The sequence below is a fragment of the Streptomyces virginiae genome (genome assembly GCF_000720455.1).
Lineage (GTDB): Bacteria > Actinomycetota > Actinomycetes > Streptomycetales > Streptomycetaceae > Streptomyces > Streptomyces virginiae.
In genome coordinates, this window is sequence record NZ_JOAK01000006.1 from 84,874 (window position 1) to 104,195 (window position 19,322).

Consider the following 19,322-nt stretch of genomic DNA (forward strand, 5'->3'; position numbering starts at 1 on the left):
ACGACGTGCTGGTGTGCCCCTGCCGTGCCTGCTGCCGCTTCCGTCCGGCCGGCGCCACCGCCTCTCAGGACCGCCACGCCTCGATCGGATTGCCCAGCCAGCGGGTGTCGGCGGGGACGGACTCCCCGGCCATCACGAGGGAGGCGGGGCCCAGGGTGCTGCGCGCCCCGACCGTGCTGCCGGGCAGGACGATTCCGCCCGGGCCCAGGGTGGCGCCCTCGCGGAGGATCACAGTATCCGTCCTCAAGATCCGGTCGTGGAAGAGGTGTGTCTGCAACACACAGCCGCGGTTCACGCTGACCCCGTCGCCCAGTGTGACCAGGTCGGTCTCGGGCAGCCAGTAGCTCTCGCACCACACGCCGCGGCCGATCCGGGCGCCGAGCCCGCGCAGCCACAGGGCCATCAGCGGTGTCCCGGGCACCGATCCGGCCAGCCAGGGCACGGCCAGTACCTCGACGAAGGTGTCGGCGAGCTCGTTGCGCCAGACGAAGCCGCTCCACAGCGGGTGCTCGCCGGGCCGGTGCCGGCCCACCAGCAGCCACTTCGCGGTGACCGCAGCACAGCAGGCGGCCGTTCCGGCAGCCAGCAGGACGGCTCCGGACAGCAGCGCCGCGCCCCAGACGCCCAGGCCGCTCCACGCGGTCAGCGCGCACAGGGCCGCCACGGCGAGCACGGCCAGCGCCGCCGAGCAGAACACGGGCAGGAGCCGGCACAGCTCCACCAGGCCGCGGGCCCACAGCAGGTGCGCGGGCGGGTCGTAGGTCCGGCTGTGGTCGGCGTCGGCGGCCGACCGGGGCAGTTTGACCGGGGGCAGGCCCAGGTAGGAGCTGCCCTTCTTGGCCTTCTTCGGGGCGGCGGACAGCACGCCGACCAGCCCGTCGTCCGGCACGGTGCGGCCGGGAGCGGCCATGCCGGAGTTGCCGAGGAAGGCTCGGCGGCCGATCGCGGAGTGCCCGATCCGTACCCAGCCGCCGCCCAGTTCGAAGGGGGCGGTAAGGGTGTCGTCGGCGAGGAACGCGCCTTCGCCCACCGTGGTGAGGCTCGGCAGCGCCAGTACGGTGGACACCTCGGCCCCGCGGCCGATCTTCATGCCGAGCAGGCGCAGCCAGACCGGTGTGATCAGCCCGGCGTAGAGCGGGAAGAGGGTCTCCCGGGCGAGGTCCATGAGCTGGGTGACCGTCCAGGCCTGCCAACCGGTCCGGCTGTGCGTGGGATGGTTCCCGGCGCGCAGGCCGAGGCTCAGCAGGCGTACGGAGACCAGCAGCAACAGCGCGTAGGCGAGGCCGAAGGCGAGCGCCGCGGGCACCACGGCGACCAGGGCTCCGCGCAGGGCGTCGACGAGCCCGGCGTCCGCGGGCACGAACCGGCTGAGCACGAGCAGGGCGGGCACGGTGGCGAGGACGGGCAGCACCGTGAGGCAGAAGCCGGTGGTCCCGTACATGGCGCGCCAGTGGACCGCGCGCGGGGGGCGTTCGCCGGGCCAGTTGCGTTTCGCCTTGCCGAGTTTGCGGGCGGGAGCGCCGGCCCAGCGCTGGCCGGTCGGGACGGTCCCGACCACGGCGGAGCCGGGGGCGACCTCGGCCCGCTTGCCGATCCGCGCGCCGGGGAAGAGCACGCTGCGGGTGCCGACCACGGCTCCCGCGCCGATCCTGACGGGCCCGATCTCGAGCTGGTCCCCGTCCAGCCAGTGTCCGGAGAGGTCGACCTCGGCCTCCACGGCGCAGCCGCGGCCGAGCTTGAGCATGCCGGTGACCGGGGGCAGCGCGTAGAGGTCCACCTCGGGGCCGACCTTGGCGCCGAGCGCCCGGGCGTAGCGTTCCAGCCAGGATCCGGTCAGGGAGGTCGCGCCCGCGTACTCGGCCAGTCGCTCGGCGGTCCAGAGCCTGAGGTGCACGCTGCCGCCGCGCGGGTGTCGTCCGGCCTGGACCCCGCGCAGGAGCAGGCGGGCGCCGCCGGCGGCGATGGCGAGGCGCCCCGGGGGGCTGAAGAGCATGACGGCGCCCGAGGCGACGAGCCACCAGGACGCGGACGGCGCCCACGGGTACGGCCCGAACCAGTGCAGTACGTTGCCGAGCGCCAGCAGCGCGACCGTCCAGCGCAGGCCGAGCACGGTGAGCAGGGGCAGCAGCAGGAGGGACTGGACGGCTTGGGAGCGCAGGGGCACCGGTGCGACGGGGCGTGCCGTGCCCGCGTCCGGTACGGACTTCTCCAGGCGGCGGGCCAGCTTGCGCAGGGTGGGCTGCTGGTAGATGTCGAGCACGGCCGCGCTCGGGTAGCGGGTGCGCAGCCGGGTGGTGAGCTGGGCGGCGGCGAGGCTGTTGCCGCCGATCGCGAAGAAGTCGTCGGAGGCGCTGGTGACGGCCGCGCCGAGGATCTCCCGCCACTGCTCGGCGAGCCAGGCCTCGGTGCCGTGGAGCTCTTCGGAGGGGCCTGCGGTCTCCAGGCCGGGCAGCGGCCAGGGCAGGGCGTCGCGGTCCACCTTGCCGGAGGTGCGGGTGGGCAGTTCGGTGACGGGGGCGAGGAGGGGTACGAGGGCCGCGGGCAGTTCGGCGCGCAGGCGTTCGACGGCCGCGGCCCGGTCCCAGCCGTCCTGGGTGACGAGGTAGCCGACGAGCAGCTGGTTGCCGCTGCGTGCGGTGCGGACGGCGGCGGCGGCGCCCGCCACGTGCGGGAGGGCCTGGAGGGCGGCGTCGACCTCGCCCAGTTCGATGCGGCGGCCGCCGAGTTTGATCTGCTCGTCGGCGCGGCCGAGGAAGACGAGTCCTTCCGGCTCCGCGCGGACGAGGTCGCCGCTGCGGTAGGCGCGCTGCCAGCCGAGGGAGGCGAGGGGGGCGTACTTCTCGGCGTCCTTGTCGGGGTCGAGGTAGCGGGCCAGGCCGACGCCGCCGATGACGAGTTCGCCGCTGCCGCCCATCGGGACCGGGTCGCCGGCCCCGTCGACGACGGCGAGTTCCCAGCCGCCCAGCGGGAGGCCGATGCGGACGGGTTCTCCGCCGGTCAGTAGTGCGGCGCAGGCGACGACGGTGGCTTCGGTGGGGCCGTAGGTGTTCCAGACCTCGCGGCCCTCGGTGACCAGCCGCTGGGTCAGTTCGGGCGGGCAGGCCTCGCCGCCGAAGATGAGCAGCCGGACCTCGCCGAGGGCTTCGGGCTCCCACAGGGCGGCCAGGGTGGGGACCGTGGAGACGACGGTGATCTCCTGTTCGACCAGCCAGGGGCCGAGGTCGGCGCCGCTGCGGACCTGGCTGCGCGGGACGGGCACGAGGCAGGCGCCGTAGCGCCAGGCCAGCCACATCTCTTCGCAGGAGGCGTCGAAGGCGACGGACAGGCCGGCCATGACCCGGTCGCCGGGTCCGATCGGTTCCTCGGCGAGGAAGAGCGCGGCTTCGGCGTCGACGAAGGCGGCGGCGCTGCGGTGGGTGACGGCGACGCCCTTGGGCTTGCCGGTGGAGCCGGAGGTGAAGATGATCCACGCGTCGTGGTCGGGGGTGGGGCGGGCGGAGCGGTCGCCGCCGGGGCCGATGGCGCCCCTGACGTCGATGTGCGGTCCGGCGCCGACCACGGCCCGTACTCCGGCCTCGCCGAAGACGAGGTCGGCGCGTTCGTCCGGGTCCTCGGCGTCGACGGGCACGTAGGCGGCGCCCGCGGCGAGGACGGCGAGGATCGCCACGTACAGCTCGTTGGTGCCGGAGGGGACGCGTACGCCGACCCGGTCGCCGGCGCCGATCCCGGCGGCGGCGAGGGCGCGGCGGCCGCGGTCGACCTCGGCGGCCAGGGCGCGGTAGGTGAGGCGGGTGGTGCCGTCGTCGAGGGCGGGTTCGTCGGGGTGGGCCCGTACGGAGGCTTCGAGGATGTCGACGAGGGTGCGGGGCGGGGCTGCGGGCCCGGCGGTGAAACGGGCGGCCTTGCCGGTCTCCTCGTGCGTTGCCGTTGCTCCGTCGGTGGCCTTGTAGGTGCCTCGGTCGTCGAGGAGAGCGAGTTCAGTGCGTTCGGGTGTGGCTGGCATCGGCCCTCGCGTGTCGTTCCGGCAAATGGTCCGGTTCATCGGCTGAGACCTGATTCACCCCGTTTGTTCCGGTCTGTAGCCGAACAACCCACCAGCCTAGTGCGCGGTCAAGGATTTTCTCGTTGAAGCTTCGGGTGTGGCCGGTTGGCGACGTTTCGCGGGCCGCCCTGGACCGGGGGCGTCCGGTTCTCGGTTCAGTTCTCGACCGTGTAGCGGATCCGAGCCCACAGCGGCAGGGCGAACCAGCACAGGAGGTACCAGGCCAGCACCCCCGCCACCAGCCACGGAACGAGGGCGTCGTGGGTGGCCACCCGCAGGACGAGGAAGAGCGCCGCCGTGCACGTGGCCAGCAGCAGGACCAGGCCGGTGAAGGTCAGGCGCGAGGCCCAGGCCACGGCCTCGGGCTTGATCTGCCGGCCGGAGACTATGCGGTGGAAGGCGACGGGTCCGATGAGCGCGCCGGTTGCCAGGGAGCCGAGGACGATGGTGACGATGTAGATGGTCTGGTCCGTCTGGGGGAGCTCGTGGAAGAGGGGCGTGAAGACCACGGTGAGGAGGAAACCGAAGAGGATCTGCACGCCCGTCTGGGCGACGCGGATCTCCTGGATCAGCTCCTGCCACTGCCGGTCGGCGCGCTCCTGCGTGCTCTCGTCGCGTCCCTCGGTGGTGCCCGTCATGCTTTCTCCCTTGTTTTCGTGTGGCCCGGGGCGCCCCGCCCCGGCGCACCGGCCGGAGTCACTACTTCCCACCTTCGCCCGACCCGTCGGCGAAGGGGCTGTCGTCGAGGCCGGCCAGCAGGTCCGCCGGGTGCCGGTAGACGGCGCGCGCCCCGGCCTCCTCCAGGTCCCGCCGGGGGATCCCGCCGCTGAGCAGTCCCACGCAGACCACGTCGGCCCGTGTCGCGGCCTTCATGTCCCAGACGGTGTCGCCCACGAACACGGCGTCCCGCGCGGCCGCGCCGGCGAGTTCGAGGGCATGGTGCACCGGATCGGGCGCCGGCTTGCCCCGGCTGACGTCGTCGGAACTTGCGGTCGCGGTGATGGCGTCGTCGGCGCCGATGGCGCCCCTCAGCGCGGTGAGTTCGGCCTCGCTCGCGGACGTGACCAGGACGACCCGCCAGCCCCGGCGGTCGAGCTCGCGCAACAGGTCGGCGGCGCGGTCGAGACCGGGCAGCCGGTCGAACCAGGTGGCGTACAGCGTGTCGTGGGCCGCGGTGAGCCGCTCGTCCCCGCCGCGGTCGCGGTCGTCCCCCAGCAGGTGGGCGAGGAGGTCCTCGCCCGGCAGGCCGATGGCGCGGTGGATGTCGTGCATCGCCACGTCGTGGCCCGCCTGCCGGAGTGCCTCCCACCAGCACGTGACGTGCAGGTGGTTGGTGTCGGCGAGGGTCCCGTCGACATCGAACAGAGCGGCGCGGTTCATCTTCCGCCTCCCTACGGATCGGTGGCCGGGACCGTGCGGGGACGTCGGTGCCCCCGCCTCGTACGGCGCCTACCCCAGGCGTCCCCGGCCACTCGCCCGGGCCCCGCGCCGGGGTTTCGGCGGCGTCGGACGGGTTAGGTGCCTGCCGTCAGCGCGCGGATCCCGGCCCGTCCTGCCGGATCGAACGAGCGAGGTCCTCCGTGAACAAGCCTCCGGCCGACGCCTCCGGCGGGGTCCCTCCCGCGGAGGCCCTGAGTCCGCCCACCATGACCGACGGCCGGCTCCCCGAGGACCACACCCAGGCGATCCTGCAGGTCACCAAACGTGTCGCGGCGCTGCTGAAGCAGTCGGGGCAGCCGTTCGCGCTCGCCGGCAGCGTGGCCGCCTTCGCCCACGGCGTCCCGGCCCGGTTCCAGCACGACACGGACTTCTGCATGCGCCGCGAGGACGCCGACGCGGCGATCGAGGCACTGGAGGCCGGCGGCATCGAGATGCGCCGGGCCGCGGAGGACTGGCTGGTCAAAGGCCGTACGGGCGGGGAGGAGATCGACCTGATCTTCGAGCTCGCCCGGCGGCCGGTCAGTACGGAGCTGCTGGAGCGGGCACCGGTGAAGTCGGTGGACTCGGTGTGGATGCCGGTCCTCTCCCCCACCGACCTGATGGACAGCCTCCTCGCCGCCCTGTCCGAGCACTACTGCGACTTCGGAGACCTGCTGCCGATGGCCCGGATGCTGCGCGAGCAGATCGACTGGGGCCGGCTGGACGGCGTACACCGGGACTCCCCGCTGCCCGACGCCTTCCTGTACCTCCTCGACCGGCTCCGGGTCATCGACCGGGGGAAGGGGACCTCATGACTTCCGTCGAGAACTTCGACTACCGCGTGGAGCACCTGCGCGACCGCCTGGCGCGCGAGGACATCGCCGAGCTGGGCGTACGCGTGGAGGCGCGCGGCGCGTGGGTGATGGTCTGGGGCGTCGTCAACGACGCCGCTTCCCGGGCGGCCGTGCTGCGGATCGTCGCGGAGGAACTGCAGGGCGTGCCCTGGCACGAGGACCTGACCGTGCACCGGGTCGGGCCGCCCGGAGCGGCGGAGGTGCTGTCGTGATCCGCATCGCGGCCGTCGGGGACATCCACCTCGGACCGGACAGCGCCGGCTCCCTGCGGCCGGCCTTCGACACGCTCGGTGACTGCGCGGACATGCTGCTGCTGGCCGGTGACCTCACCCGGCACGGCACCCGCGAGGAGGCCCGGGTGGTGGCCGCCGAGGTCGCCGGACTGCCCGTGCCCGTGGTCGCCGTCCTCGGCAACCACGACTACCAGAGCGACACGCCGGACCTCGTGGCCCGTGAACTGGCGGAGGAAGGCGTCCACGTCCTGGAGGGTGACTGCGTCACCTTCGACATCCGGGGCGTCACCGTGGGGATCGCGGGGACGAAGGGCTTCGGCGGGGGTTTCGCGGGCCGCAGCGCCACGGAGTTCGGGGAACCGGAGATGAAGGCCTTCATCCGGTACTCCCGGGCGTGCGCGGACGGGCTGGGCCGCACGCTGCGCGAGCTGGACGCCCGGGGCAGCGGACTGCGCGTGGCCCTCACCCACTTCTCGCCCGTACCGGACACCCTGGCAGGTGAACCGCTGGAGATCTACCCCTTCCTCGGCAGCTACCTGCTGGCGGAGGCCATCGACGGGGCCGGGGCGGACCTCGCGGTCCACGGGCACGCGCACCTCGGCACGGAACACGGAATGACGGGCGGCGGGGTGCGCGTACGCAACGTCGCCATGCCCGTCATCGACCGCGCCTTCGCCGTGTACCACCTCTCCCCGACATCCGGCTGAGTGGCGCGGAAAGGGTCAGGGCGCCGCGATCGGGTATATAACCGAACGGGAAACCCACGACGGCCCCGCTGCGCCCCGCGCAGCCCCCCGACCCGTCGGAGGAAACTGATGACCCCCCTGCCCCGCGACACGGCGGACCCCGTCCCTACCGGACTCCGGGTGGACAGCATCGAGATTCCCGAGAACCCGCTGGCCGTCAGCACGGACGACGCCCGGAGCCTGTCCGTCGCGCTCTTCCACCGTCTGCGCTCCCTGGCCGAGGGCACTCCCGAGTACTCCTACGTCCGCAACACGCTGGTGGAGCTGAACCTCAGCCTGGTCAAGTACGCGGCCCGGCGCTTCCGCAACCGCAGCGAGCCCTTCGAGGACATCGTCCAGGTCGGCACCATCGGCCTGATCAAGGCCATCAACCGGTACGACGTCGAGCGAGGGGTCGAGTTCGCCACCTTCGCCGTGCCGACGATCACGGGCGAGATGAAGCGCTTCTTCCGGGACACCAGCTGGTCGGTGAAGGTACCTCGACGCCTTCAGGAGCTGCGCCTGGACATGGCGAAGTCCTGCGACGCGATGGAACAGGACCTGGGCAGACGGCCGACCGACCACGAGCTCGCGGAGCACCTCGGCGTCAGCGACGACGCCCTCGCCGAAGGCCGGCAGGCCGCCAACTGCTACGTCGCCGAATCCCTCAGCACCTCCGTCGGCCAGGACTCGGACGGCGGCTCCCTGCCGCGTTCTCTGGGCACGGAGGAGGAGGCGTACCAGCGCATCGAGGACCTGGAGACGCTCAAGCCCCTCCTCGGCGCGCTCGGCGAACGCGACCGGCTGGTCCTCCAGCTGCGCTTCGGCGACGAGCTCACGCAGTCGCAGATCGGCGAGCGCCTCGGCATCTCGCAGATGCACGTGTCCAGGCTCCTGAGCCGGATCATGGCGAAGCTGCGCGCCGGGATGCTGGAGGACGCCCAGGAGGGCGAGGAGGAGACGCAGGGGCAGACGCATGCGCATGCCCGGGGGCAGGAGGACGACGCCGCGCACTGAGGGCCGCCGAGCGGCACGGGCCCTCGTGGGGTGTGTCAGGAAACGGGCTGCGGTCCCCGGACGTCCGGGGACCGCAGTGGCGAGTCGATCTCGGCCCACACGCACTTTCCGCCCGCGAGGGGCATGGTGCCCCAGCGCCGGGCGATCCGCTCCACGATGAGCAGTCCGTAGCCGCCCGGGCGGGCCGGATCCGGACGTGAGCGCGGGGTGGGGGCGGCGGGGTTGCCGTCGGTGACCTCGACGCGCAGCCGGTCGTCCGTGCACTCCAGCAGCAGCGTGTGCGGCCCGCCCGCGTGCAGGCAGGCGTTGGCCACCACCTCGGAGACCAGCAGCAGGACGTCCTCCGCGTCGTCGCGGGCGCCCGGCATCCACTTCCAGTCGATCAGGGCGGCACGGGTGAAGTCACGGCAGCGGGTGACGACGTCCGTCATGCCCGTCAGCCGGAGGCTCCGCCTCCGGTCGAGTGGCCGTGGCTCCATGGCGCGTTCCTCCCTCACGCGTGCCGCGGCTCGGCCAGAGCGTGCGCCACGTCGGGGTGTACGGGGAAGATCCCGTCCGCACCGGTGATGCGGAACATTCGGGCGACGGGTGGGCGCAGCCCGGCCAGCGCGATGCTGCCGCCCTCCTCCCGCAGCGAGAGCCGGCTGTGCAGGAGCACGTTCAGACCCGTGGAATCGCAGAACCGCAGCCCGGAGAAGTCCACCAGCAGCCTGCGGGCGCCGCCGTCGACGGCCGCGGCGAGTGCCTCGCGCAGGGGTTCGGCCGTGTCGTGGTCCAGCTCTCCGGTCAGGGTGAAGACGAGCACGTCGCCCTCGGACCGCACCTCCAAGGCGAATCGCTCACCGTCCGCCGGCGGGGCCATCGGGAACCACCTCTTCCCAGTGCGCAGGTACGTGAAGGCCATCGTCCTGCTGCCCTCCGCGCATCGCGACCGGTGGTGGCCGCGTTCGCCGAGGTCGTTCCGGCGTCGCTTCGCCAGGTTCTGCACGGCGCCTACCCCGGCATACGGGACGTCAATCCAGGGCCGGCGGCCCCGCGTCAGGCGCAGTCCGGGCACAGCCCCCGGTAGGTGATGTCGGCGCCTGCGACGGCGAAACCGAAGCGTTGCGCCGCGGGCAGCACCGCCAGCGGGTCGCCGTCCGGGTGAACGTCGCGGATGAGGCCGCAGCCGGAGCACACCAGGTGCTGGTGCGGGTGGTGCGCGTTGGGGTCGTAGCGCTTCGCGCGGCCGTCGGTGGTGACCTCCACGACCTCTCCGAGGGCCACGAGTTCACCCAGGGCGTTGTAGACCGTGGCCCGGGATATCTCCGGGAGCCGCCGGACCGCGCGGGCGTGCACCTCGTCGGCGGTCAGGTGCACGTGATCACCGTCGAGGACCTCGGCGACGACCCGCCGCTGGGACGTCAGCCGCCAGCCACGCCCCCGCAGCCGCTCCAGCAGGTCACTCATACCGGCTCCCCCCGTCAGGTTCCGGGCTGCCCGCAGCGTGCGTCGGCGGGCTGCCCGGATCCGATCGAATATGGGCTTGGTGCTCATCTTGACTTGGACTGGGTCCATCGTAGGATCGGTTCCGTTGATAACCAAGAGGCAGGAAGACTCCCGGGCGACGGGAGTACGGGACGGCGATCTGAGCACCGCGATCTCCCTGGTACGGAAGGATTTCCATGTCTGAGAACCACGACGCGATCGTCACGGACGACAAGGCGCAGGGCGGGGGCGGCTGTCCCGTCGCGCACGAGCGGGCCGCGCACCCCACCCAGGGCGGCGGAAACCGCCAGTGGTGGCCCGAACGGCTGAACCTGAAGATCCTGGCCAAGAACCCCGCGGTGGCCAACCCGCTGGGCGAGGAGTTCGACTACGCCGCGGCGTTCCAGGCCCTTGACCTGCCCGCGGTGAAGCAGGACATCGCGGAGGTCCTGACGACCTCCCAGGACTGGTGGCCCGCCGACTTCGGCCACTACGGCCCGTTCATGGTCCGCATGGCGTGGCACAGCGCCGGCACCTACCGGATCAGTGACGGACGCGGCGGCGCCGGCGCCGGCCAGCAGCGCTTCGCGCCCCTCAACAGCTGGCCGGACAACGGCAACCTGGACAAGGCCCGCCGCCTGCTGTGGCCGGTCAAGAAGAAGTACGGCCAGAGCCTGTCGTGGGCCGACCTGATGATCCTCACCGGCAACGTGGCGCTGGAGCAGATGGGCTTCGAGACCTTCGGCTTCGCCGGCGGCCGCGCCGACGTCTGGGAGCCGGACGAGGACGTGTACTGGGGTCCCGAGACCACCTGGCTCGACGACCAGCGCTACACCGGTGACCGCGAGCTGGAGAATCCGCTCGGCGCCGTCCAGATGGGTCTGATCTACGTCAACCCGGAGGGCCCCAACGGCAACCCGGACCCGATCGCCGCGGCCCGCGACATCCGCGAGACGTTCCGCCGGATGGCGATGAACGACGAGGAGACGGTGGCCCTGATCGCGGGTGGCCACACCTTCGGCAAGACCCACGGCGCCGGCCCGGCGGACCATGTCGGTGACGACCCCGAGGCCGCGCCGATCGAGGCGCAGGGTCTGGGCTGGGCCAACTCCTTCGGCACCGGCAAGGGTGCCGACGCGATCACCAGCGGTCTGGAGGTCACCTGGACCACCACGCCCACGCAGTGGGGCAACGGCTTCTTCAAGAACCTCTTCGAGTACGAGTACGAGCTGACGGCGAGCCCCGCCGGCGCCCACCAGTGGGTGGCGAAGAACGCGGAGGCGATCATCCCCGACGCCTACGACGCGTCGAAGAAGCACCTTCCGACCATGCTCACCACCGACCTGTCGCTGCGCTTCGACCCGGTCTACGAGCAGATCTCGCGCCGGTTCTACGAGAACCCCGCGGAGTTCGCCGATGCCTTCGCACGCGCCTGGTACAAGCTGACCCACCGTGACATGGGCCCGAAGTCGCTCTACCTCGGCCCCGAGGTCCCGGCGGAGACCCTGCTGTGGCAGGACCCGCTGCCCCAGGCCCAGGGCGAGCCCCTGGACGCCGCCGACACCGCCGCCCTCAAGGACGCGGTGCTCGCCTCCGGCCTCACCGTCTCCCAGCTGGTCTCCACCGCGTGGGCGTCGGCCTCCACCTTCCGCGGCAGCGACAAGCGCGGCGGCGCCAACGGCGCGCGCGTGCGCCTCCAGCCGCAGGCCGGCTGGGAGGTCAACGAGCCCGACGAGCTGGCGCAGGTCCTGCGGGTCCTGGAGGGCGTCCGGTCGCAGTTCAACTCCGGCGCCAAGCAGGTGTCCCTGGCCGACCTGATCGTCCTCGGCGGCGTCGCCGCGGTGGAGAAGGCCGCCCGGGACGCCGGTCACGACATCGCGGTGCCCTTCACCCCGGGCCGGGTGGACGCCACCGAGGAGCACACCGACGCCGAGTCCTTCGCCGCCCTGGAGCCCACCGCCGACGGCTTCCGCAACTACCTCGGCAAGGGCAACCGCCTGCCGGCCGAGTACCTGCTGCTCGACCGGGCGAACCTGCTGGGCCTGAGCGCGCCCGAGCTGACCGTCCTCGTCGGCGGTCTGCGCGTCCTCGGCGCCAATCACGCCGACACCGCGCACGGCGTCCTCACGGAGCGCCCGGGCACGCTGACGAACGACTTCTTCGTCAACCTCCTCGACCTGGGCACGACCTGGACGTCGGCGGGCGGGGACGCGAACACCTTCGAGGGCCGTGACGCCGCCACCGGCGAGGTCAAGTGGACCGGCACCCGTGCCGACCTGGTCTTCGGCTCCAACTCCGAGCTGCGGGCGCTGGCGGAGGTCTACGCGAGCGACGACGCGAAGGAGAAGTTCGCCAGGGACTTCGTCGCCGCGTGGGACAAGGTGATGAACCTGGACCGGTTCGACCTGGTCTGATCCCGTCGGTCCGGGCCGGTCGGCGCCATACGGTGCCGGCCGGCCCGGCCGCGTTCGCGGGGACTACCGCCCCGTCTCCTCCTGGAGGCCGGTGAGGTCCTGTACGTGCCGCAGTGCGGGAGCGGCGAGTACGTCGTTGAGCTGCTGGAAGATCTGGCGCGCGGCCACCGCGTTCCAGTCGGCCGGGAGCAGTTCGGCGGGCAGGCCGGGGTCGAGGTAGGGCAGTCGGCGCCACTGCGTGAGCATCGGGACGTAGTGGCGGAACGCCTCGGCGCCCTCGATGCCGCTCCGCCGGGTCAGGGCCGCGGCGGGGGGGCCGTACGCGTCGGTGAACCCGGCGTACTGCTCCTCGATCGCGGGGAAGTCCCACCAGGAGCTGACGGTGGCGGGCAGGTCGCTGAAGGCGGCGTAGTCGGCGGCGAACAGGTGGACGTACTCGCTGAGCCCGAGCCGTACGAGCATGTCGCGGGCGTCGTCGAGGAGCCGGGCGGGCGCCAGCCACACGCCGGGGGCGATGTTGCCGAAGCCGAGCCACGTCAGGCGGGTGCGCAGCTGGTAGCGGTACGAGCGCTCGGATTCCGGCACCGAGAAGACGGCCATCGCCCAGCCGTCGCTGAGCTTCGCCGGCTCCAGGCTGCCGAAGATGCGCCGGTCGCCCTCGTCGAAGACGGGGTGGGCTCCCGGGCTGAGCCGGTAGCCGGTGGCGCCGCGGCGCTCCGGTTCGAGCACGCCCTTCTTCTTGAGGCGCGAGATCGCCGAGCGGGCGGCCGGTCCGTCGACGTCCAGTTCCGCCATCAGGGTCAGCAGGTCGGCGACGGAGATCCAGCCGCCGAGGCGTCGCAGGAACGCCCCGTAGACCGTGTTGATCAACGAGCTGGGCCTGAGGGGACTGTCCGCCATGATCGCCTTCCGTCGTGTGCGGTGGCGATCCTACCGAGCCGGGCGGCCACGGCTCCGTGCGGCCGCCCGGCCCCGGTCACAGGCGTACGGCGCGCCGGAGTCGGCCCAGGTCCACGAACTTGAAGTCGGTGTCGGTACGGGCCTCCCCGTCGGGGCCGGTGGTGGCGGGGGTGTTGGCCCCGTCCTGGACGACGAGGAGGCCGCCCGGGAACTTCCTGCCCAGCGGGGCGCTCGTGACGGCGGCGCCGTCGCACTCCTGCGAGCCGTCGAGCGCTCCGGCCCCGCCGCCCGCGGTGACGCGGAAGCCGCGGACGTAACGGTCGCCGCGCTCGCGGTCGAAGACGGCGAAGGTGTCGTCGCCCTGGCTGGAGGCGAGCAGGTAGCCGCCGCGGCGCGGGTGTTCGGGATCGCGCCAGATGGTCAGGCCCTCCACGTCGGCGCTGAGGTGCCGGCCGCCGTAGCCGGGGTCGGCGCCCGCGTCGCACTCCTCGGTCCGCGGGTTCCAGGTACCGGGCACTCCGAAGGAGCGCACCTTCTCGATCAGCCGGGCGGGAGAACGCAGGTCGGCGTCGAGCTTCCAGATGCCGACGTCCTCCTGGCCCGCGTACAGGTCTCCGGTGTCGGGGTCGACGACCATGCCCTCGACCTGGGGCAGCTCGCCCGGTTCGCCGCAGGGCGTCCAGGTCCTGCCGTCGGGCAGCGGGAAGGCGGCGGGCAGCGAGGTGGTGCGGACGGTGCGGTAGCCGACCTTCCCCTGCGCGGTGGGCAGGAGTTCGGCCAGGGCGAGCGCGGTGTCGTGGCGCCGGCTGGTCACCGCGAACGAGCGGCCGCTGCGGCGGTCGGTGTAGGCGGCCAGGCCGTAGGCGGTCCGCTGGTCGGCGACCTCGTCCGGGCCGGTCGAGAAGACGAGCGGGGCCGCGCTCTCGTCCGTGACGTCGACCAGGGGCGCGCCGGTCCGGCGGGCGTCGATCCGGTAGACGCGCAGCTGGTCGCGGCCGCGGTCGGAGACCACGGCCACGTCGTGGGGGCCGTCGGGGAAGCGGAGGCCGGCGATCAGGTCGACGTTGTTGAACCGGCCGGGGGCGTCCCCCTCCCGGGGCGGCGGCGGGGCCGGCAGCGACTGCACCTGGCGGCCGTCCAGGTCGTACACGCGCAGCCCGCCCTCCTTGGCGGTGGCGATGACCAGGCTGCGGTCGGGGTCCTCGGCGTTGCGCCAGATCGCGGGGTCGTCCGCGTTGGCGTTGCCGCCGGCCTCGTCGTCGAAGAGGGAGGGCGTCTCGACGGAGGCGGGCACCGGGGGCAGTGACGGCGGGGCTCCGCGGTCCCCGCGGGCGTGCGCCGGCACGGCGATCACGCCCAGGGCCACGGCCGCGGCCACGCCGACGGCCGTCGTCCGCCTTCTCGAGATCGCGGTCATCTTGCCTCCTGGTCACGGGGTCACGGGGTGCGGCCGGCCGCGCAGTCGGGTCCCTCGGGTGCTCCGCGGCCGGGCCGCCCCCACCGTGGGCCATCCGCGGGTGAGCACCATGGAGCAGACATGACGTGGACATGACCCCATCGTGAAATCCCGTACCCGCCCCGCTTCCTTAGCGGAACGTTAGATCTGCGCGGCGGAGCTTGTCCGGGTCCGACGACGGCCGCATGCTCTGGACACTCCCCCGCCACCGGGGCCGTTCTCCCCTCTCCCATCAGGGACTTCTCATCGGAGCCGCCATGTCCCCGTCCGCCGTCACGCCCGGGTCCGAGCCCGGAAGCACCCCCGCCCCGCCGCCCGGCGACGAGCGCAAGAGGCGCCGTCTCGCCCTGGTCGGCGGCTCGCTCGGCAACCTCGTCGAGTGGTACGACTGGTTCGTCTACGCCAGCTTCGCGATCTACTTCGCCGACTCCTTCTTCCCCGGCGACAACCCGACCACGCAGCTGATGAACACCGCGGGGATCTTCGCCGTCGGCTTCCTGATGCGCCCCGTGGGCGGCTGGATCCTCGGCCGCGCCGCCGACCGGCACGGACGCAAGAGCGCGCTCACGCTCACCGTCACCATGATGTCGGTCGCCGCGCTGCTCATCGCCGTGGCCCCGACCTACGGCCAGGCCGGCTACTTCGGCGCGCTGGTGCTGCTGCTGGCCCGCCTGCTCCAGGGGATGAGCATCGGCGGCGAGTACGCCGCAAGCGCCACCTACCTGACCGAGGCATCCGCCCGCAACCGGCGGGGCCTCGGCTCGTCCTTCCAGTACGTCTCGATGACCTGCGGCCAGCTGCTGGGCCTGGGCATCCTGATCACGATGCAGCACACCCTCACCACCGCGCAGTTGGAGAGCTGGGGCTGGCGGATCCCCTTCGTGCTCGGCGCGTTGTTCGCGGTGGTCGTCTTCTGGCTGCGGCGCCGGCTCCAGGAGACCGACGCCTTCCAGGAGGAGGCGGCGTCCGGCGAGGACGCGCACGACGACAGCACGCGCGGCACGCTGAAGGCCCTGTGGCAGTACCGGCGGCAGGCCGGCCTCGTCATGGCCCTCACCCTCGGCGGCACCGTGGCCTACTACACCTACACCACCTACCTGACCAAGTACCTGGTCGGCAGCGCGGGCATGCCGAAGACGACCGCCACCCTGGTCAGCTTCACCGCGCTGACGCTCTTCGCCGTGCTCCAGCCGTTCGCCGGCATGCTGTCCGACCGCATCGGCCGCCGCCCGCTGCTGATCACCTTCGCGGTGGGCTGCACCCTCGGCACGTACCCGATCATGACCGCCCTGGGCTCGGCGTCCTCGTACTGGTCCGCGCTCGGCCTGTCCCTGCTCGCCCTGGTGATCATCACCGGCTACACGTCCATCAACGCGGCGGTCAAGGCCGAACTGTTCCCCACCCGGGTGCGCGCCCTGGGCGTGGCACTGCCGTACGCCATCGCCAACGCGCTCTTCGGCGGCACGGCCGAGTACGTGGCCCTCTGGTTCAAGAACAGTGGTCACGAGACCATGTTCTTCTGGTACGTCTCCGGCTGCGCGCTGATCTCCCTCGTGACCTACGTGCTGATGCCGGACACCCGCGATGCGGCCCTCAGCCGCGCGGAGGCCGGTGCGGACGCCGATCGCGGCGCGGAGCGGGGGGACGCGGCAGCGGCTCCCGCCGGGGCCGTCCGCTGAGCGGCGACGGTAGCCTGGGTCGGCGGCCGCGCGGGCCGCACGCCCCGCCGCGAGGAGGCTCCCCATGCACGCGCTCCTCGTCGAGGACGACGACAGGATGGCCCAGGCGCTCGGCACCGCCCTCGCCCAGCGCGGGCACACCGTCCGCCGGGTCGCGCGGGCCCAGGACGCATTGCGCCACACCCGCGAGGCGGAGTTCGTGCTGCTCGACCTGGGGCTGCCCGACCTGGACGGGATAGAGCTGCTGCGGCGGCTGCGGACCGTGTGCGGCGTGCCGCTGATCGTGGTGACCGCGCGCTGCGAGGAGCGCGACATCGTGCAGGGACTGCGGGCGGGCGCCGACGACTACGTCGTCAAACCGTTCCGGATGGCCGAGCTGATGGCCCGGATCGACACCGTGCGGCGTCGTACGGACGCACACGCCGACCGGGCCGCCCCGGGCGCGGCGGCGGTGCGCCGCGGGGACGTCGAGGTGGACCCGGCAGGCCGTACGGTCACCGTCGCGGGTGTCGAAGTACGGCTTACCCGGCGGGAGTTCGACGTCCTCGCCTTCCTGGCCGCCCGGCCGGAGGAGGTGCACTCCCGCGAGGAGATCCTGGACCGGATCTGGGGCGACGCCTTCCTCGCCGCCTCGCGGTCGCTGGACGTCCACGTGGCGGGCATCCGCGCCAAGACCGGCCGCTCCGCACTCGTGCGCACCGTGCGCGGGTACGGCTACCAGCTCGGCGGGGAGCGGTGAGGCGCAGGCTCCTCGCCGTGCTGACGGTGCTCATGGGGGTGGCGGCGCTGCTCCTGTGCCTTCCGCTGGCCGAGGGGTACGCGCGCGGGCGGACCGAGCACCTGCTGCTGCAGCGGCGTTCGGAGGCCGTGCGCTTCGCCGATCTCGCGGAGCGGATGCGCACCGAGGCCGACCGGGCCGAGCTGGCGGCCGAGATCGGCCGGTACGCCGATCTGTACGGGGCGGGCGTGGTCGTCGTCGACACGGCCGGCGCGACGCTGCTGCGCGCCGGGACCGGGCCCGGCGCGGGAGCGGCGGAGGCCCGGGGCCGCGCCCTCACCGGCCGCTCCACCGACCGGCTGCCGACCCTGCGCCCCTGGGGGCCGGGCCGTGTCGTGCTCGCCGAGCCGGTGGGCCGCGACGAGCGGGTCAGCGGGGCGGTCCTGCTGGCGGTCCCCACCGACGCCGCACGCCGGGACGTCACGGTCCGCTGGTCGCTCATCGCCGCCGGGGCGCTCACCTCCTTCGCGGCGGCCGCGCTGGTCGCCGCGGGGATCGCCCGCTGGCTGATGCGGCCGGTCCTCGATCTGGACCGGGCCGTGGAACGGCTGGCGGCCGGCAGCCTCCGGGCCCGGGCCGGCTCGGACACCGGCCCGCCCGAACTGCGCCGGCTGCGGCAGCACTTCAACACCATGGCGGAGGCCGTGGCCGACTCCATCGGCCGCCAGCGCGACTTCGTCGCCGACGCCTCCCACCAGCTGCGCAATCCCCTGGCCACCCTGGTGCTGCAGCTGGAGAACGTCGAGCCGCACGTCGCCCCCGGGCCCGGCCTCGCCGAGCACGCCCGCGCCCTGGACGAGGCGGAACGCCTGGAGGAGCTGCTCGACGGTCTCCTGGCCCTGGCGCGCGTCGAATCCGGCACGGCCGAACCGACCCGGCAGGACGTGGCACGGGCGGTGCGGGACCGGGTGACGGCCTGGGCCCCCGTCTTCCACGCGGCCGGGCTGGAACTGGCGGCCGACGGCGTCCCGGAGGGCCTGTGGGCACACGCCCTGCCCGACGCGGCCGGCCGGATCCTGGACGCGCTCCTGGACAACGCGGTCAAGTTCGTACCGCGCGGCGGCCGGGTCGAGGTCGGCGCCTGGCGCCGGCCGGACGGGAGCACGGCCGTCCGGGTCGCGGACGACGGCCCGGGCGTGCCGCGGGAGCAGCTCGGTACCCTGCTGCGGCGGTTCACCCGCTCGCCCGGACACCAGAACGTCCCCGGCAGCGGTCTGGGCCTGGCCATCGCCGACGAGATCGCCCGCATCAGCGGCGGCGGCCTCGACATCGCAGCCAACACCCCGCACGGCCTGGTCGCACGACTGCGCCTCCCGCCTCCGCCGGACGACACGCCCTAGCCGTACACCGAGCGGTAGTACGCGACCGCGCCGGGGTGGAGGGGGACCTGTCCGGTCGAGATGGCGAAGCGGGGCTCCAGGCGGGCGCCCGCCGTCACCTCCCGCAGCAGGTCGCGCCACTGGTCGAAGACGACCCGCAGCAGACCCCGCACGACGTCCGCATCCACATCGGCGCGGGCCAGCAGGTAGTTGCCGACGCCGATGGTGCCCACCGGTTCCCTCAGCCCGTAGACCCCGGCGGGCAGGGTCACCGCCGTGTAGACGGGGGCGTGGCGTTCCCGCAGCGGGGCCACGTACGCGTCCAGCGGCAGGAACCGCAGGGGCAGCTCGCGGGCCAGTGCGGCCAGCGCCGGTGTGGGCACGCCGCCGGACCAGAACAGCGCGTCGACCGTGCCCTCGCGCAGCGCCGTCACCGACGCGGCGAGGCCCAGCGGCCGTTCGTCGGCCGGTCCGGCCGCCCGCAGGACCCGCTGGGCCACCACCCGTACGCCCGATCCCGTCGCACCGGCCGCGACCGGACGTCCGGCGAGGTCCGTCACCGCGCGCACCGGCCCGTCGGCCGGGACGACGAGGTGCGTGTAGTTGACGTAGACGCGGGCCAGTGCCGTCACGGCGGCGGGCCTGGTGAAGGTGTCGCGCCCCAGCACCGCGTCCTCGGCGCTGTCCGCCATGGCCAGGGCCAGCTCCGCGGAGCCCTCGTCGAGGCCGCGCAGGTTGTTCACGCTCGCCGAGGTGCTGACGGGGACGATCTCCAGCGGCAGATCGCTCGCGCCGACGGCGAGCGCCAGGGCCTTCCCGAAGGCGTTGTACGGGCCGCCCTCGGGGCCCGTCGCCAGCCGCAGCCGCCGGACGGGGCCGGAGGCTCCCGAGCATCCGGCGAGCGACGCCGCGACGGCGCCGAACCCGGCGCCCAGCACGGCGCGGCGCGACGGTCGGTTCACTGCCGGCCTCCGGAGGTCTCGTCGGGGGGTGGCACACCATGATGCGGCACGTGCGCG

17 protein-coding genes are annotated in these 19,322 nt (G+C 73.3%); 8 read left to right on the plus strand and 9 right to left on the minus strand.

What is annotated here, in order from left to right; all coding sequences use genetic code 11:
- Nucleotides 1-64: 64 nt before the first annotated feature.
- The 3 genes from IG86_RS0112400 to IG86_RS0112410 form a co-directional block, all read right to left on the minus strand.
- Entirely contained in the window at nt 65-4,003 is a 3,939-nt protein-coding gene (locus IG86_RS0112400; protein ID WP_030896751.1) for a Pls/PosA family non-ribosomal peptide synthetase, read from the minus strand.
- A 194-nt stretch (nt 4,004-4,197) separates the two neighbouring features.
- Entirely contained in the window at nt 4,198-4,680 is a 483-nt protein-coding gene (locus IG86_RS0112405; RefSeq protein WP_030819779.1) for a DUF6328 family protein, read from the minus strand.
- Between the two features lie 61 nt (nt 4,681-4,741).
- Complete coding sequence (locus IG86_RS0112410) at nt 4,742-5,422, minus strand: HAD family hydrolase (RefSeq protein ID WP_030819782.1); 681 nt, start codon at nt 5,420-5,422, stop codon at nt 4,742-4,744.
- Nucleotides 5,423-5,688: 266 nt separating this feature from the next.
- On the opposite strand from IG86_RS0112410, the gene IG86_RS0112415 reads away from it, so the two are divergent.
- The 4 genes from IG86_RS0112415 to IG86_RS0112430 all read left to right on the plus strand — a co-directional run bounded on the left by IG86_RS0112415 (nt 5,689) and on the right by IG86_RS0112430 (nt 8,290).
- Nucleotides 5,689-6,276 (plus strand): nucleotidyltransferase family protein, encoded by a 588-nt coding sequence (locus IG86_RS0112415; RefSeq protein ID WP_045937271.1) that lies wholly within the window; start codon nt 5,689-5,691, stop codon nt 6,274-6,276.
- The gene (locus tag IG86_RS0112420; RefSeq protein ID WP_030819786.1) at nt 6,273-6,527 is read left to right on the plus strand and encodes a hypothetical protein; all 255 of its coding nucleotides are present in this window, start codon (nt 6,273-6,275) and stop codon (nt 6,525-6,527) included. The genes IG86_RS0112415 and IG86_RS0112420 overlap by 4 nt, the downstream gene beginning before the upstream one ends.
- On the plus strand, nt 6,524-7,255 hold the full coding sequence (locus IG86_RS0112425; RefSeq protein ID WP_030819789.1) for a metallophosphoesterase family protein: 732 nt from the start codon (nt 6,524-6,526) through the stop codon (nt 7,253-7,255). Before IG86_RS0112420 ends, IG86_RS0112425 begins: the two co-directional genes overlap by 4 nt.
- Before the next feature lie 108 nt (nt 7,256-7,363).
- Complete coding sequence (locus IG86_RS0112430) at nt 7,364-8,290, plus strand: SigB/SigF/SigG family RNA polymerase sigma factor (RefSeq protein WP_063761515.1); 927 nt, start codon at nt 7,364-7,366, stop codon at nt 8,288-8,290.
- A gap of 35 nt (nt 8,291-8,325) precedes the next feature.
- Here the strand turns inward: IG86_RS0112430 and IG86_RS0112435 are convergent, their stop codons facing one another.
- The 3 genes from IG86_RS0112435 to IG86_RS0112445 form a co-directional block, all read right to left on the minus strand.
- The gene (locus tag IG86_RS0112435) at nt 8,326-8,769 is read right to left on the minus strand and encodes an ATP-binding protein (protein WP_051785115.1); all 444 of its coding nucleotides are present in this window, start codon (nt 8,767-8,769) and stop codon (nt 8,326-8,328) included.
- A gap of 14 nt (nt 8,770-8,783) precedes the next feature.
- Nucleotides 8,784-9,152, minus strand: a complete 369-nt coding sequence (locus tag IG86_RS0112440) for an STAS domain-containing protein (RefSeq protein ID WP_030819793.1) — start codon at nt 9,150-9,152, stop codon at nt 8,784-8,786.
- A gap of 176 nt (nt 9,153-9,328) precedes the next feature.
- The gene (locus tag IG86_RS0112445) at nt 9,329-9,739 is read right to left on the minus strand and encodes a Fur family transcriptional regulator (RefSeq protein WP_030819794.1); all 411 of its coding nucleotides are present in this window, start codon (nt 9,737-9,739) and stop codon (nt 9,329-9,331) included.
- Nucleotides 9,740-9,954: 215 nt separating this feature from the next.
- Here IG86_RS0112445 and katG point away from each other — a divergent pair, with 215 nt between their 5' ends.
- Nucleotides 9,955-12,171 carry a catalase/peroxidase HPI gene (katG, locus tag IG86_RS0112450; protein ID WP_030819795.1) on the plus strand — a complete coding sequence of 739 codons (2,217 nt, stop codon included), beginning with the start codon at nt 9,955-9,957 and terminating at the stop codon, nt 12,169-12,171.
- A 63-nt stretch (nt 12,172-12,234) separates the two neighbouring features.
- Here the strand turns inward: katG and IG86_RS0112455 are convergent, their stop codons facing one another.
- Both IG86_RS0112455 and IG86_RS0112460 read right to left on the minus strand, forming a co-directional pair.
- Nucleotides 12,235-13,071, minus strand: coding sequence for a PaaX family transcriptional regulator (locus IG86_RS0112455; protein ID WP_030819796.1), 837 nt, complete (start codon nt 13,069-13,071; stop codon nt 12,235-12,237).
- Between the two features lie 76 nt (nt 13,072-13,147).
- The gene (locus tag IG86_RS0112460) at nt 13,148-14,488 is read right to left on the minus strand and encodes a phytase (RefSeq protein WP_030896754.1); all 1,341 of its coding nucleotides are present in this window, start codon (nt 14,486-14,488) and stop codon (nt 13,148-13,150) included.
- Nucleotides 14,489-14,784: 296 nt separating this feature from the next.
- Between IG86_RS0112460 and IG86_RS0112465 the strand changes: the two genes are divergently transcribed.
- The 3 genes from IG86_RS0112465 to IG86_RS0112475 all read left to right on the plus strand — a co-directional run bounded on the left by IG86_RS0112465 (nt 14,785) and on the right by IG86_RS0112475 (nt 18,324).
- Nucleotides 14,785-16,206, plus strand: a complete 1,422-nt coding sequence (locus tag IG86_RS0112465; RefSeq protein ID WP_208864257.1) for an MFS transporter — start codon at nt 14,785-14,787, stop codon at nt 16,204-16,206.
- Nucleotides 16,207-16,270: 64 nt separating this feature from the next.
- Nucleotides 16,271-16,945, plus strand: coding sequence for a response regulator transcription factor (locus IG86_RS0112470; RefSeq protein ID WP_030819800.1), 675 nt, complete (start codon nt 16,271-16,273; stop codon nt 16,943-16,945).
- A complete protein-coding gene (locus IG86_RS0112475) occupies nt 16,942-18,324 on the plus strand; it encodes a sensor histidine kinase (RefSeq protein WP_030896758.1) in 1,383 nt (460 codons plus the stop codon). Before IG86_RS0112470 ends, IG86_RS0112475 begins: the two co-directional genes overlap by 4 nt.
- On the opposite strand, the gene IG86_RS0112480 is transcribed toward IG86_RS0112475, so the two are convergent.
- The gene (locus IG86_RS0112480) at nt 18,321-19,265 is read right to left on the minus strand and encodes a TAXI family TRAP transporter solute-binding subunit (protein ID WP_030819802.1); all 945 of its coding nucleotides are present in this window, start codon (nt 19,263-19,265) and stop codon (nt 18,321-18,323) included. The two genes, IG86_RS0112475 and IG86_RS0112480, sit on opposite strands and share 4 nt — an antisense overlap.
- Nucleotides 19,266-19,322 lie beyond the last annotated feature (57 nt).

Coding starts and splice junctions, on each gene's coding strand:
- IG86_RS0112400 (WP_030896751.1), bottom strand. CDS start 4,003: ATGCCAGCCACACCCGAACGCACTGAACTCGCTCTCCTCGACGACCGA.
- IG86_RS0112405 (WP_030819779.1), bottom strand. CDS start 4,680: ATGACGGGCACCACCGAGGGACGCGACGAGAGCACGCAGGAGCGCGCC.
- IG86_RS0112410 (WP_030819782.1), bottom strand. CDS start 5,422: ATGAACCGCGCCGCTCTGTTCGATGTCGACGGGACCCTCGCCGACACC.
- IG86_RS0112415 (WP_045937271.1), top strand. CDS start 5,689: ATGACCGACGGCCGGCTCCCCGAGGACCACACCCAGGCGATCCTGCAG.
- IG86_RS0112420 (WP_030819786.1), top strand. CDS start 6,273: ATGACTTCCGTCGAGAACTTCGACTACCGCGTGGAGCACCTGCGCGAC.
- IG86_RS0112430 (WP_063761515.1), top strand. CDS start 7,364: ATGACCCCCCTGCCCCGCGACACGGCGGACCCCGTCCCTACCGGACTC.
- IG86_RS0112435 (WP_051785115.1), bottom strand. CDS start 8,769: ATGGAGCCACGGCCACTCGACCGGAGGCGGAGCCTCCGGCTGACGGGC.
- IG86_RS0112440 (WP_030819793.1), bottom strand. CDS start 9,152: ATGGCCCCGCCGGCGGACGGTGAGCGATTCGCCTTGGAGGTGCGGTCC.
- IG86_RS0112445 (WP_030819794.1), bottom strand. CDS start 9,739: ATGAGTGACCTGCTGGAGCGGCTGCGGGGGCGTGGCTGGCGGCTGACG.
- katG (WP_030819795.1), top strand. CDS start 9,955: ATGTCTGAGAACCACGACGCGATCGTCACGGACGACAAGGCGCAGGGC.
- IG86_RS0112455 (WP_030819796.1), bottom strand. CDS start 13,071: ATGGCGGACAGTCCCCTCAGGCCCAGCTCGTTGATCAACACGGTCTAC.
- IG86_RS0112460 (WP_030896754.1), bottom strand. CDS start 14,488: ATGACCGCGATCTCGAGAAGGCGGACGACGGCCGTCGGCGTGGCCGCG.
- IG86_RS0112465 (WP_208864257.1), top strand. CDS start 14,785: ATGTCCCCGTCCGCCGTCACGCCCGGGTCCGAGCCCGGAAGCACCCCC.
- IG86_RS0112470 (WP_030819800.1), top strand. CDS start 16,271: ATGCACGCGCTCCTCGTCGAGGACGACGACAGGATGGCCCAGGCGCTC.